This is a genomic window from Arenibacter sp. S6351L (assembly GCF_023016025.1).
In the GTDB taxonomy this organism is placed as follows: Bacteria; Bacteroidota; Bacteroidia; order Flavobacteriales; family Flavobacteriaceae; genus Arenibacter; species Arenibacter algicola_B.
This window is the reverse complement of record NZ_JALKBB010000025.1, coordinates 53,086-65,902: the sequence shown is the minus strand read 5'-3', so window position 1 is coordinate 65,902 and position 12,817 is coordinate 53,086. Positions and strand designations below refer to the sequence as shown.

Genomic DNA, 12,817 nt, shown 5'->3' with positions numbered 1-12,817 from the left:
ACAATTTTTAAATCTTATCTTTAAAAGTTAAATTCATGAAAATCTTGAAATACATAGAAAACCTTGAAATACAATAACCCATTTATAACGCTACTGTTCCTTCTATTAATCCTGGTGATGCCTATCAATGGGCAAACTGGTTCCAATGCCCTGCCAAGTGTAATCATATCGGGAATTGATAAGGAAAAGCTAAACCGATATGATCATTTTCTTAAAAAAGAAATAAATGAAAGAAGGGCTCTTGGTGCCGCTTCCTATGTTATGAGAAGGGGAGAAATTGTTCACGAAATAGCCTTTAGATATAGTAGTATGGCAGATAAGATCCCTATTGAACAAGATCAATTGTTCCATATCATGTCCATGACAAAGCCTATCGTAACCGCAGGGTTTATGATGTTATATGAGGAAGGATATTTCTATCTTGCGGATCCGGTCTCCAAATATTTACCCCAGTTCAAGAATCTAAAGGTTGCCCAGGATTTGGATCAAGGGGCAAATGGTTTACCAGTCGCTCATCACAAAATACTAATCAACACAACAATGAAAAACCCTATACCTTTTACTGGATGACCGTTTTGGGCACCTAACCTACTTGCTCACTGACAACGTGATACCAGGGCTTTACCAATGGCCAGTAGCTTAAAGACTGTGGTACCTCGACATCAACCTTAATCTAATGTCAACCAATGCTGGATTTTACCATTAGCGAACAACCAATGTTCCCTGTCGAAAATTATTTGTCAAGAACAATAAATATTTTAATTTAAACCTTTAATTTAATTGCATTGAAAAAACTCACTTATTTATTCCTTTCTTTGGCGTTCCTTGGTTATAGCCAAAAAACCCCGGCCTTTCAAAATGAGGTCAAGGCCATTCAGAAAAAATATGAATCCCACTGGGATTCCTCCAAAGAAACCATAGTATTTACCGGTAGTTCCAGCATTAGAATGTGGAAAAACTTGGAATCCATGTTTCCTGACCACCAAATAATCAACTCGGGCTTTGGCGGATCCCAATCTTCCGATCTCTTCCGGTATTACAACGAGCTCATATTACAATATAATCCCAAGAAGGTTTTTATCTACGAAGGCGATAATGATATTGCTGCCAAGAAAAAGACCAAAGATATTATAGATACCACCCGTGAAATCATAAATAAGATTAGGGAAAGAAATAATGCAACCCAGGTGGTGATCATAGCAGCAAAACCAAGTTTGGCAAGGTGGAACCTAAAAAGAAAATACATGAGATTGAACAGGGCGTTCGAAAAGCTATGTGAAGAGGACAGTGCCTTGCAGTTCGCCAATGTATGGGATGTGATGATGGATGGAAAACAAGTGAAACAGGATATCTTTATAGGTGACGGACTTCATATGAACAGTAAGGGGTACGACCTGTGGTTTTCTGTCATCAAACCTTATATGAATTGATCCTAAGGACAGGAACAACCAAATAATACTAATACAATCTCTCTAAATGAAAAAATCAATTCTATTTAAATCGCTAGTAGTACTGATAGTTTTTACTGCCTTTGTAGCCTGTCAACAGGAAAAAAAGAAAGTAATCAACTTTCCAATGACAGATCTGACTGCGGAAAATTTAATTCCCAAACCCCTTAGGATAATCCCCACCAATAGTGCCTTTGGGTTGGATAAAAACACTATTATCTATACATCTCAAAATGCTGCAGGTTTTCCTGAGGTTGGCGAGTTCTTATCGGAAAAAATAAAATGGCAGACCAATTTGGACTTGGCGGTAAATTCTTCAACCAATACCACCTCCCAGCGGATTATTTTTATTAATCAGTCCGATAGCACTGAATTTTCATCCAAGGAAGGTTACGACCTGTACATAACCCAAGATTCTATAATCCTTAATGCAAAAACGGCCGAAGGTGCCTTTAGGGGAATACAGACCATAAGGCAAATTATTCCAGAGACCAGTAATGACACCCTTACCGAAAATAAAATGTGGTTGATTCCAACCGGTAAGATCATAGACAATCCGAATTTTGAATATAGGGGGTCTATGTTGGATGTGGCTCGACATTTCTTTGGTGTGGAGGATGTAAAAAAGTATATCGACATATTGGCCTATTATAAAATTAACGCCTTGCATTTGCACCTTGCAGATGACCAAGGCTGGAGGATAGAAATTAAATCATGGCCCAAGCTTACCGAAATAGGTGGAAGTTCTGAAGTGGGTGGCGGTCCAGGTGGCTTTTACACCCAAGAGGAATATAAGGACATTGTAGCCTATGCCGCTAAACATTTTATAACCATAATTCCTGAAATAGATATGCCTGGGCATACGAATGCAGCATCGGTTTCCTATCCCATTCTAAATGGAAACGGAAAAACGCCCAAAATTTATACGGGTACCGAAGTTGGGTTTAGCACCTTTGACACACGTAAGGATACTGTTTATGCATTTATAGATGATGTCGTAAGGGAAATATCGGCCATTACTCCCGGTCCGTATTTTCATGCCGGCGGCGATGAAAGTCATGTTACCAAGAAGAAGGATTTTATCCATTTTGTTTCCAAAGTGGACAAAATTGTAAAGAAATACGGAAAAAAAATGATAGGATGGGATGAAATTGTGCATGCTGACATTGATACCTCTGCCATTGCACAGTTTTGGGCCAACGAAGAAAATGCTAAACTGGCTGTGAAAAAAGGATTGAAAATAATATTATCCCCAGGAAAAAAAGCCTATCTGGATATGCAATATGATACCCTTTCCAAATACGGACTTCATTGGGCAGGCTACATTCCCGTGGATACTGGCTATGTTTGGACGCCTGAAAGATATGTACAGGGAATCAATAAGGAAAATATTTTGGGAATTGAAGCACCTTTATGGTCAGAGACCGTTAGCAATATGGATGAAGTGGAATATTTGGCCTTTCCCAGGATGATCGGTTATTCCGAACTTAGTTGGAGTACCGAAGAAAACAGAAATTGGGGAAATTACAAAGTAAGGTTGGGCAATCAGGCTCCATATTTGGATAAAATGAATGTAAAATACTACCCTTCGGAACTCATAGACTGGAAAAAAAGCAAGTATACCTACAAAACTATTGATAAGGACTAATTATTCATTAAGCAATACTATCGGCTATAATCTATATATTTAATATATTGTAAGCCCCTAATTATCAGACTTTACCTGTTTGGCTATTTAACCCAATTTAAATACTGAACAAATGAAAGCCCTTATTCTAGTTATTACCCTGCTGTTGGGACAATTGTGCTATCCCAATAAGGAAAACGATTCTATACCCAAAGCCGAAGTAGCTACCACTATGCAAAGTGTTACCATTAATGGCAACACCATTTATTTAACGGCAAAAGCGGGAACTTTTGAGGTAAAGGACGAATCCAACAAGCCAATTGCATTAATGGGCTTTACTTACTACACAAGGGATTCCAAAAGAGGATTGTCAACACAAAGACGACCAATAGTTTTTGCCTTTAACGGAGGACCCGGATCTTCCTCTTTTTGGTTGCACATGGGTATTTTGGGGCCAAAAAGAATTGTAGTGGACGACCCGAAATCAACACCGGCGGCACCCTACAAAATTGTCAACAACAACTACTCTATTCTGGATATAGCCGATCTGGTAATGATAGATCCCGTAGGTACCGGTCTAAGCATACCTATAGGAAAGGCCAAGTTTAAGGACTTTTGGGGGGTAGACCAGGATATCCGCAGCCTTTCTTTGTTCATTACCCAGTTTCTGATACACAATGACCGCATGAACAGTCCCAAATTCTTATTGGGAGAAAGTTACGGGACCTTTAGGAATGCAGGCTTAATGAACACCCTATTGAACCAAGGAATTGCCATGAACGGCGTTATAATGGTATCTGCGGTATTTGACCTTCGGACCCTACTATTCCCGCCAAATGACGACTTACCGTATATAGTTCATTTTCCTACCTATGCGGCAACAGCATGGTATCATAATAAAATAACGGATAAACCAGAAAATGTATACGAATTCCTTGAGACAGTTAGATCCTTTACCGAAAACGAGTACACTCCTGCCCTCTTTAAAGGAGATCGACTTTCTGAAAATGAAAAAAGTAATATTGCATCAAAGCTTGCCTATTACACTGGCACAGACACCAACTATTGGCTAAAGGCCGATCTTAGGGTAACAGCATCAGAATTTTTTGCGGAATTCTTAAGGGACAAAGGTGAAATAGTTGGCCGACTGGATTCCCGCTTTACCGGAATCAATGAAGATCTCCTTGCCCAGGAAGGAAGTCATGATCCACAAAGCCTGGCCATTTCCCCTGCCTACATTAGCGGGTTTCTGGATTATTTTTACGGTGACCTAAAAGTAAATAAAAACTTGTTATACTCCCTCACCGCAGGCAGAAGGGACGGCTTTAAATGGGATTGGTCCCACAAAGGGAATGAAAGATGGGGTGCTACAGCAGCAATCAACACCGGTATTGACATGGCCACGGCATTATCTAGAGATCCAAACATGAAGGTCTTGATCTTGAATGGCATCTATGACCTTGCCACTGTTTTTTATGGAGTAGAACACAGCATCAATCATTTGGGCCTTAAAAAGGAGATCAAGGATAATATTATTATGGAATATTATGAGGCCGGACATATGATGTACACTCACAAACCTTCCATGGAAAAATTCAAGAAAGACGTCTCCCAGTTTATTCTAAACGCATCAAAATAAAAGGCAAAAGGTCGTCCAAATAATAAGCCCATTAGATTCTAAATTGACTGTGGTTTTATTCATTTGGACGGCCATATCCTATTTCCATTCAAAATCACCATTTTCAATGGACCAATCATTACCAAAAAATCCAGCACATTTTACTGCAGAAGTTCCTTGAGCCAATACAGTTTCATCAAAAAGCATCAAATCCGGAAAAGTAGTTCCGTTCACCAAATAATGGTTGGCATAGGCGGCTTTCATTCCCAGAAGCCCCGTAGCAGTTACCACCCCAACACTGGCCACATCGCTATCCGCTCTCGGAACTATAAAATACATGCCCCAATTGTTGCCGCTGATACTTCTACTGCCAAAATTTAATTTATTATTGAATACTTGGACGGGGCTATCTTTTAATAATTTATCCCAGGCAGCATTATTGTTTTTATTACCATAAACAACAACATTTTGGTTGGGATAATCTCTTAAGGAAAAGTCGGTATCCGCAACCAATTCTATATTGCCATTGGCCTTATACCAGAAAGTATCCGCATCAAACCTAGCTTTATTGTAATACCAATCATTCTCAGCTTGTGACCCTTTGGTGGCATAAACAAATACCACGTTGTTTCTAAAGGCATCCTTAAAGCCACCATTCCTATGAGGGCCTTTTTCCTCCAAAGACGGTTTGGCCACAATTTTCCATACCCCATCCATTTCCTTAAAAAAGGTATTGTCCTTTGATGGAATAGCAATCTCCTTTCCATTAAGCTCTATGCTATTAATATCCCCGGGCAATTGTGTAAAATCTATTTCCAACAAAGACACATTTTTGGTCTGTACTTTAAAAATGGTATCCCATGAAAAATCAAAGGAACTAACCTCAAAAGGTATTTGTTGCTGATGGATACCAATAAAATGCGAGGATGCAGAAACTCCTGGAGACCCCGTACTGAACTCCAATTTTTTAATATCCTTGGCCTCAGGAATAGTACGTTGTTTAAATAGGTTAAAAATTGGTTCCCAATCTACACTATGGTCCCCATACCAATGCGTGCCACCTGGATATTCGTAATAGGTGAAATCTGGATGAAACTGCCCCAAACGCTCTCTCATGTCACGGGCAATAAAAGTAGGAACTACATTGTCCTTTTCGCCGTGCAACACATATACCCCATGATGTAGATAATTTCGAATCAATTTTAAGGTTCTGCTAGGTGTTCCCGCTCTTTCTACAATGTTTTCGACCGCAGTAGGGACATACTCCGCCGTCATACGTTCGAACATTTTAGGAGTAATACCATAGTTTGCCCTCTGTTCCTCACTCATTTCCAGAAGCCTCTCAGACCTACTTCCACGGTACAACAACAAATCTGGATATCCGGCACATGGTGCAATTGCTGCAAAACGATCGGGATAGGTAGCACCTAAATACCATGTTCCATGACCACCCATGGAATGTCCGGTTAGGTAAATCTTGCTATTGTCCGGTTTAAAAAGTCTTTTGCTGTCCGCCAACACTTCCAAGGCATCCAATCTTCCCCAATCTTCCCATGCAAACCCGTACGGTCTCCTATTTGTTGGAGCAACAAGATTCCCCCAATCTTTTTGTTTATAGGCATTTGCCTGATTAACCGCCTCAACTGAAGCACCATGTACCGAAAGGAAAAGTGCGGCACCCTCGGTATACCCATTTTTGTCCGGTGCTACGCTATAATACTGTACACTTTTATCTATATCGCTTATAAAAGTTCTCTTATGATGTTTATTTTTCGATTTCATATTTAATGATAAGGTTTCGGTAGAAACCTGCTGACCGTTACTATGTATCAACCCTAGGTCAACATTCACCTTTGCCATTGAGGTATCCAAGGTGGACGAGGGAACGGAAAAAGGAATTTTATAGACCGTAAAAGGTGGAATATCGTTTATTTCGGTAGTAAGCTCCCTATCATTGACCTTGGCCACAATAGCGTATTTTCTGACCCACTTATCCGAAGCATTTATGACCCTTATAGCAGCCTTATATTCCATGTCCTCCTCCAATAAAAGATCGGGAACCGTTACATCTCGGGTAGTAAATTGAACCTCTGCTTTGGGCTCCAATAAGCGCGCACGAATCCTTGGAAAACGGCCTACCTTTAAAACAAAAATATTAATCCCCTTTTTCAACTTTAAAGGGATAAGGTTCCAACCAAAATCGTAATGGTCACCTTCATAAGGATAACCATTAATGGAAACCAAAGAATGCCCGGAAGCTTCGAACAAAACCGTTTTTTCAGATCCCGAATTGTAATTGAGATATACATAACCCGACCTAAGGTCTCTCCCGGAAAAGCTATTGGTACTATCCACCTTTATGGCGTTCCATTTTAATTCCCTTCCAAAGAAATCTATATCGAAAACTTCACCTTCCCTGACCTGGGTACTCGGTTCCATCAGAAATTTGTCAAAAACTGGATCTACTGGAAAGGATGAAGATTCAAATCCGAAACTGGGAATGGTCAAGGCCAGTGCTTTGTTAAACACATGAATCACTTTTCCTTCATGAATATCCTCCACCTTTTCCTTGCCAAAATATTCCACTATATTCCCCGTACGTTGTTGCCCTATAAGAACAAAAGGGAGGACCAGTAGCATTACGAAAATAGCAGCACTTTTCTTATTAAATTTAGCCATGATAAAACTGAGTAAGGAATTAAAATATTAATTTCCATAATTAGCAGCCCGCTGCCCAACAATTTAGACCAATAACAGAAGCCCGAAGCTAAATGAAGAATTATTTTATCCTAGCAGCGATTACCACACCAATTTATTAAAGGAAGAAACCAAAGTATTGGACAAAAAAAACCTTCGTAAACGAAGGTTCTAATATTGTAAATATATAAAATCTATTCTGTTTCCTTGGAAGCCTCTTCTTTTTCCTCCTCGTCCGCAAACTCTGTAATACCGTGTTCATGTAATAAATTATACCATTGAATTATCTTTTTAATATCACTGGCATAAACCCTATCTTCATCATAATTGGGAAGCACTTCAAACAAATATTCCTCCAATTTTATCTTGTCCTCTTTGTGGCTCACCGCTGTTTTTCCACCATCTTCCTTTTCCTTGATCTTTTCAAACACCACTTTTAACGGCACTTCCTCTTCCAAAGTATAGATTGCAATCTCAGACAAGACACTTACATTGTTCTTAAAACTTACGGTAACTTTTTTGCCATCCAACAAGGATTCGGCCACAAAACCTGAACGCGTTTGCGTCAATAATTTAAAAAGTCCCGGCTTACCTGCAATCGATAATATTTTATTTAAACCCATCTGTTATTTTAGTTTCAGCGGCAAATATGCTACTTTTTGTTTATAATAGAAATAGTTTTAACGTGCTTTTTTAATGTTGGGAAAGCGCATTCTATATTCTACCTTTACCTTCCCCTTGGAAATATTGGTCAACCTCCCCTTTAAAAGGCGTTTTTTTAAGGACGATAATTTATCGGTAAACAAAATTCCCTCTATATGGTCATATTCATGTTGAATTACCCTGGCCAAAAGACCATCATAGGTTTCCTTATAGGATTTAAAATTCTCATCCATATAGGATATAGTGATGGTATCTTTTCTGGAAACGTCTTCCCGAACATCGGGAATACTAAGACACCCTTCATTAAATGCCCATTCCGTGCCAGTTTCCTCCTCTATACGTGCATTGATAAAAACTTTCCTAAACCCTTTTAATGCGTTTTGCTCTTCTTCCGTAAGCTCTTCGTCATCCGCAAATGGCGTGGTATCCACAAGGAACAGCCTAATGGGCAGCCCAATTTGGGGTGCGGCCAAACCAACTCCACTGGCATTATACATAGTGTCCCACATATTGGCCACCAATTCTTCAAATCTTGGAAAATCCTTGTCTATATCATCCGCTACTTTTCTAAGTACCGGGTCTCCATAAGCAACTATAGGTAATATCATACTACTGTTTTCTATTTAAATACGCCTGAAGGATTATAGTGGCGCTAATTTCATCGACTAAGGCCTTATCCCTTCTTTGTTTTTTATTAAGGCCACTATCTATCATGGTCTGAAATGCCATTTTAGAAGTAAAACGCTCATCTTGGCGCTCTACAGGTATCTTTGGAAAAACACCTTCCAAAGTTCTCAAAAAAGGTTTGATCAATTCCTCGGATTCGGATGGAAGGTTGTTCATTTGCTTTGGTTCACCGATCACAAATTTTTCTACCTTCTCCTCCTGAACATACTTCCTTAGAAAATTCAAAAGTTCTTTTGTATCAACGGTAGTTAGGCCAGAAGCTATTATTTGCAACTCGTCCGTAACGGCAATTCCCGTTCGAACCTTTCCATAATCCAATGCTACAATCCTTCCCACACAAATTTTTTGCAAAAATAAGGGATAAATTGTTATATGTGCAAAAACAAAAGGTTAATTACCTACTAGCCCTTATATTTGCTAAAATTTGAACTATTAAAGATGAAAGAACTAAGAAAAACAATAGAAACAGCCTGGGAAAATAGAGACCTACTTAAAGAAATTCCTACTCAAACCGCAATAAGGGAAGTCATTGATCTTTTGGATAACGGTAAATTGCGCTGTGCAGAACCTACCACAGATGGATGGCAAATAAATGAATGGGTTAAAAAGGCTGTGGTACTATATTTTCCGATACAAAAAATGGAAACCTTGGAAGCCGGTATCTTTGAATATCACGATAAAATGCCCCTAAAAAGAGGCTATGCCGAAAAAGGAATACGCGTTGTTCCCAATGCGGTTGCCAGACATGGAGCTTATATTTCCGCAGGTACTATTTTAATGCCAAGTTATGTAAATATTGGTGCCTACGTTGACGAAGGGACAATGGTAGATACCTGGGCCACCGTTGGTAGTTGTGCCCAAATTGGCAAAAATGTCCATCTTAGTGGTGGTGTTGGAATCGGTGGGGTGTTGGAACCATTACAAGCCGCTCCGGTTATAATAGAGGACAATGCCTTTATTGGATCTAGATGTATTGTTGTTGAAGGCGTACGCGTTGAAAAAGAGGCTGTTTTGGGAGCAAATGTGGTGCTTACCGGCTCAACTAAAATTATAGATGTTACTGGCGACAAACCTATAGAGCGTAAAGGATTGGTACCTGCAAGATCGGTAGTTATACCAGGAAGTTATACCAAAAAATTCCCAGCTGGCGATTATCAGGTTCCCTGTGCCTTGATCATTGGTACCCGAAAGGAGAGTACCAACAAAAAAACTTCCCTAAATGATGCCCTAAGGGAATACGACGTAGCGGTTTAAAAGCTAAAAAATGAAAACTATTCTTGTAGATGCTTGGAACACCTTTGTTACTGAAAAGGGAACGGATTACGATCTAAAAAAATTATTGGACACTTTTCCCAATCCCAAAATCATCCTAACAAATGCCAGTAAACAAGAATGTATTACCTATGGAATTGTAAATATGCCTTATGAGGTCTTTAGTTTGGAACATAATCCCAACAAGACCAATAAGGCATATTACCTAAAAATGTTGAGCCGTTTTAATTTAAAACCTACTGAGGTTGTTTATTTTGAACATAATGCAGAAGCCGTAAATTCTGCCTCCTCCGTTGGTATAAAAACCTTTCCTTACAAAATGGAAGACGGTCTGGATGGACTCGGTATTTTCCTGAAAAATAATTTGGATTAAACATTCGTGCATCATGGCGTATAACATAACCCTCGAAGGAAAAAATAAAGTTATAGCCGAAAGAATGCTCAAAAATGTGGCGACCATATTTGACCATTGTAATATTGATTATTGGATAGAAGGAGGCACTTTACTGGGTATTAGAAGGGAGAACCGACTGTTGCCTTGGGATAACGACATTGATGTTTCTATGAATCACGACCAATTGGAAAAGTTGGACGATTTTTATTCCGAATTGAAGAAAGCGGGATATAGAGTAAGAACGAGACACTTTGATAGCACCAATGAGTTTTTCGCGAAGGATGCCATTAGAATGATAAAAATAAGGGAAAAACGATTTTTTGGATTGATCAAAGGGGCCGTTTGCCTGGATGTTTTTATAAAATATCAACATGGGGAGAACAGTTATTGGGAAATTGACAACAAAACTAAATTTGTACCCAGCAAGTTCTACCAAACTTTTGGAAATATTGAATTTAAAGGTTTTGTGTACAAAATTCCTGCACTAACTGATGAGTATCTTACCTATAGGTATGGAGATTGGCAAACCCCGGTGAAAGATTGGAACACCTCCAAGGACGATAATGCGATAGCCTAAGACTCTACAGCCTGCAATTGCAATGTTTCTTTTAAAATAGTACGGCTAACATTGGCAGTATAGGCAACATACTCTACAGGGCAAGTCGTTTTTGGGAATCTACCTTTCCAATCGTCTCCAACGGAAATGGCATCTATATTATATTCGTCCACAATACGCTGCTTATTTTTATCTACCTGAGGAATAACCTCATCAACATAACTAATAGCCTTTACCAATTTTATTCTTTCTTCGAATGGTATTACAGGTAGCCTGCCTTTTTCCTTTAATATTAGTTCATCTGTGGAAACACCCACGATCAAATGGTCGCACATGCCTTTAGACTTTTTCAGAATGTTGAGATGCCCGTAATGAAATATATCAAAACAACCCGAAGTATACATTTTTTTATACTTTTTGGCACTTTTACTACGTTTCACTTTTATACCAAGAGTACTTCCTTTTTTTAGTTTAATGACATGATCTTTATTATCGTAAAAAACACTGATGTTTTTAACGATCTCCAACATCTCTATCAAAGCACCCTCAAATTCAGACTTGCAGCTTATAGACAATTTTACGTTTTCATCCGGATAGCTGTTAAAATTCCAATTTGGATATTTTGAAGATAAAAGATACAGATAAGCCTCAGTCATATGTAAATAATCCTATTGTGAGTATATAATGTGTAAAGGTAGTAAACGGTAACAGACAAAATTTATTATAACCCAATTATTACATATCGCCTTAACCAGCCCCCTTATTTATGAGGTTATCTTAAAAATAGCCTTAATAAATTATTGACCCCACTAGACCCATTCAGCCATTTATTTTCCCAAACCCTTCTTGAAAAGCCATATAACCTCAAGAAATATACAATCTTAATCAACCTTTTGTGGTACCTTCTTGCATAAACTACTTGTAATTTGATATACTATTATTGTTTTTTAATTGTTATGTATTAAGTAACATCAATATAGATTTTAGTGATTTCGACGCAACTATTTCTATTAATACTATCTAATAAGCGGTAAAAATCTCGATTGCATGCTAGATCAAAAAGAAAAAATATCGGCCCTAATAATCACTTATAATGAAATGGGATATATTGAGAAATGTATCGATTCCATAGCGTTTACAGATGAAATTATAGTGGTGGATTCGTATAGCACGGATGGCACATTCGAGTATCTAAACAATCACCCTAAGGTTAAGGTTATCCAGCACGAGTTTGAAAATTATACGGCCCAAAAATCCTTTGCCCTAAAACAGGCTTCACATGATTGGGTCCTATTCTTGGATGCGGATGAAGTGGTTACCGACAAATTAAGGAAAGAGATCATTTGTAAGGCAAAGAAAGAGTCTGAACATTGTGCTTACTGGTTTTACAGAAAATTCATGTTCCAAAATAGACCTCTACGCTTTAGTGGATGGCAAACCGATAAAAACTACCGGCTTTTCAGAAAAAGTAAAGCTCAATTTGCCAAAGAGAAAATAGTTCATGAAACCCTTATAGTCGATGGCACCTCTGGGATTTTACAGCAAAAATTAGTGCACTTTTGCTATAAGAACTATGAGGATTATAAATTCAAAATGCTAAAATACGGGCGACTAAAGGCCAAGGAAGCCCATAAAAAAGAAAAGAAGTTCAATTACCTTCTTTTAATATTCAAGCCATTTTGGAAATTTTTTAACCACTATATAATTAGATTGGGAATACTTGATGGCAAAAAAGGGATTACCATTTGCTATTTGAATGCCTTGGGCGATTTTGAAAGGTACAAGGAACTACAGCGTTTGGGTAAGAAAGAAAAAATGGCTTATTATTTGGTCAAATCATAATTGTATTTGATTT

13 protein-coding genes are annotated in these 12,817 nt (G+C 38.4%); 8 read left to right on the top strand and 5 right to left on the bottom strand.

What is annotated here, in order from left to right:
- The first annotated feature begins 63 nt into the window (after positions 1-63).
- From MWU82_RS18115 to MWU82_RS18100, 4 genes are all read left to right on the top strand, one after another.
- A complete protein-coding gene (locus tag MWU82_RS18115) occupies positions 64-570 on the top strand; it encodes a serine hydrolase domain-containing protein (protein ID WP_247097488.1) in 507 nt (168 codons plus the stop codon).
- A 215-nt stretch (positions 571-785) separates the two neighbouring features.
- Positions 786-1,430 carry a GDSL-type esterase/lipase family protein gene (locus MWU82_RS18110; RefSeq protein WP_247097487.1) on the top strand — a complete coding sequence of 215 codons (645 nt, stop codon included), beginning with the start codon at positions 786-788 and terminating at the stop codon, positions 1,428-1,430.
- A gap of 46 nt (positions 1,431-1,476) precedes the next feature.
- Positions 1,477-3,096, top strand: coding sequence for a family 20 glycosylhydrolase (locus MWU82_RS18105; RefSeq protein WP_247097486.1), 1,620 nt, complete (start codon positions 1,477-1,479; stop codon positions 3,094-3,096).
- Between the two features lie 112 nt (positions 3,097-3,208).
- The gene (locus MWU82_RS18100; RefSeq protein WP_247097485.1) at positions 3,209-4,714 is read left to right on the top strand and encodes a carboxypeptidase; all 1,506 of its coding nucleotides are present in this window, start codon (positions 3,209-3,211) and stop codon (positions 4,712-4,714) included.
- A gap of 78 nt (positions 4,715-4,792) precedes the next feature.
- Here the strand turns inward: MWU82_RS18100 and MWU82_RS18095 are convergent, their stop codons facing one another.
- From MWU82_RS18095 to ruvX, 4 genes are all read right to left on the bottom strand, one after another.
- Positions 4,793-7,372, bottom strand: a complete 2,580-nt coding sequence (locus MWU82_RS18095) for an alpha/beta fold hydrolase (protein ID WP_247097484.1) — start codon at positions 7,370-7,372, stop codon at positions 4,793-4,795.
- A 212-nt stretch (positions 7,373-7,584) separates the two neighbouring features.
- Positions 7,585-8,013 carry a DUF5606 domain-containing protein gene (locus MWU82_RS18090; RefSeq protein ID WP_215947044.1) on the bottom strand — a complete coding sequence of 143 codons (429 nt, stop codon included), beginning with the start codon at positions 8,011-8,013 and terminating at the stop codon, positions 7,585-7,587.
- Between the two features lie 57 nt (positions 8,014-8,070).
- Positions 8,071-8,661 (bottom strand): peptide deformylase, encoded by a 591-nt coding sequence (gene def, locus MWU82_RS18085; protein WP_247097483.1) that lies wholly within the window; start codon positions 8,659-8,661, stop codon positions 8,071-8,073.
- A gap of 1 nt (position 8,662) precedes the next feature.
- Entirely contained in the window at positions 8,663-9,076 is a 414-nt protein-coding gene (ruvX, locus tag MWU82_RS18080) for a Holliday junction resolvase RuvX (RefSeq protein WP_215947042.1), read from the bottom strand.
- A 102-nt stretch (positions 9,077-9,178) separates the two neighbouring features.
- Here ruvX and MWU82_RS18075 point away from each other — a divergent pair, with 102 nt between their 5' ends.
- From MWU82_RS18075 to MWU82_RS18065, 3 genes are read left to right on the top strand one after another with little or no spacing between them, the layout of a single operon-like run.
- Complete coding sequence (locus MWU82_RS18075) at positions 9,179-9,994, top strand: 2,3,4,5-tetrahydropyridine-2,6-dicarboxylate N-succinyltransferase (RefSeq protein WP_215947041.1); 816 nt, start codon at positions 9,179-9,181, stop codon at positions 9,992-9,994.
- A gap of 10 nt (positions 9,995-10,004) precedes the next feature.
- A complete protein-coding gene (locus MWU82_RS18070; protein ID WP_215947040.1) occupies positions 10,005-10,385 on the top strand; it encodes a hypothetical protein in 381 nt (126 codons plus the stop codon).
- A gap of 13 nt (positions 10,386-10,398) precedes the next feature.
- Positions 10,399-10,983 carry a LicD family protein gene (locus tag MWU82_RS18065; RefSeq protein ID WP_215947039.1) on the top strand — a complete coding sequence of 195 codons (585 nt, stop codon included), beginning with the start codon at positions 10,399-10,401 and terminating at the stop codon, positions 10,981-10,983.
- Here MWU82_RS18065 and MWU82_RS18060 read toward each other — a convergent pair.
- Positions 10,980-11,618, bottom strand: coding sequence for an adenylyltransferase/cytidyltransferase family protein (locus tag MWU82_RS18060; RefSeq protein WP_247097482.1), 639 nt, complete (start codon positions 11,616-11,618; stop codon positions 10,980-10,982). The two genes, MWU82_RS18065 and MWU82_RS18060, sit on opposite strands and share 4 nt — an antisense overlap.
- A gap of 391 nt (positions 11,619-12,009) precedes the next feature.
- On the opposite strand from MWU82_RS18060, the gene MWU82_RS18055 reads away from it, so the two are divergent.
- Complete coding sequence (locus MWU82_RS18055) at positions 12,010-12,804, top strand: glycosyltransferase family 2 protein (protein WP_215947037.1); 795 nt, start codon at positions 12,010-12,012, stop codon at positions 12,802-12,804.
- Positions 12,805-12,817 lie beyond the last annotated feature (13 nt).

Excerpts from the sequence above, each read along its gene's own strand:
- MWU82_RS18060 (WP_247097482.1), bottom strand. The coding sequence starts at position 11,618 with ATGACTGAGGCTTATCTGTATCTTTTATCTTCAAAATATCCAAATTGG.
- def (WP_247097483.1), bottom strand. The coding sequence starts at position 8,661 with ATGATATTACCTATAGTTGCTTATGGAGACCCGGTACTTAGAAAAGTA.
- MWU82_RS18055 (WP_215947037.1), top strand. The coding sequence starts at position 12,010 with ATGCTAGATCAAAAAGAAAAAATATCGGCCCTAATAATCACTTATAAT.
- MWU82_RS18090 (WP_215947044.1), bottom strand. The coding sequence starts at position 8,013 with ATGGGTTTAAATAAAATATTATCGATTGCAGGTAAGCCGGGACTTTTT.
- MWU82_RS18075 (WP_215947041.1), top strand. The coding sequence starts at position 9,179 with ATGAAAGAACTAAGAAAAACAATAGAAACAGCCTGGGAAAATAGAGAC.
- MWU82_RS18105 (WP_247097486.1), top strand. The coding sequence starts at position 1,477 with ATGAAAAAATCAATTCTATTTAAATCGCTAGTAGTACTGATAGTTTTT.
- MWU82_RS18095 (WP_247097484.1), bottom strand. The coding sequence starts at position 7,372 with ATGGCTAAATTTAATAAGAAAAGTGCTGCTATTTTCGTAATGCTACTG.
- MWU82_RS18070 (WP_215947040.1), top strand. The coding sequence starts at position 10,005 with ATGAAAACTATTCTTGTAGATGCTTGGAACACCTTTGTTACTGAAAAG.
- MWU82_RS18065 (WP_215947039.1), top strand. The coding sequence starts at position 10,399 with ATGGCGTATAACATAACCCTCGAAGGAAAAAATAAAGTTATAGCCGAA.
- MWU82_RS18100 (WP_247097485.1), top strand. The coding sequence starts at position 3,209 with ATGAAAGCCCTTATTCTAGTTATTACCCTGCTGTTGGGACAATTGTGC.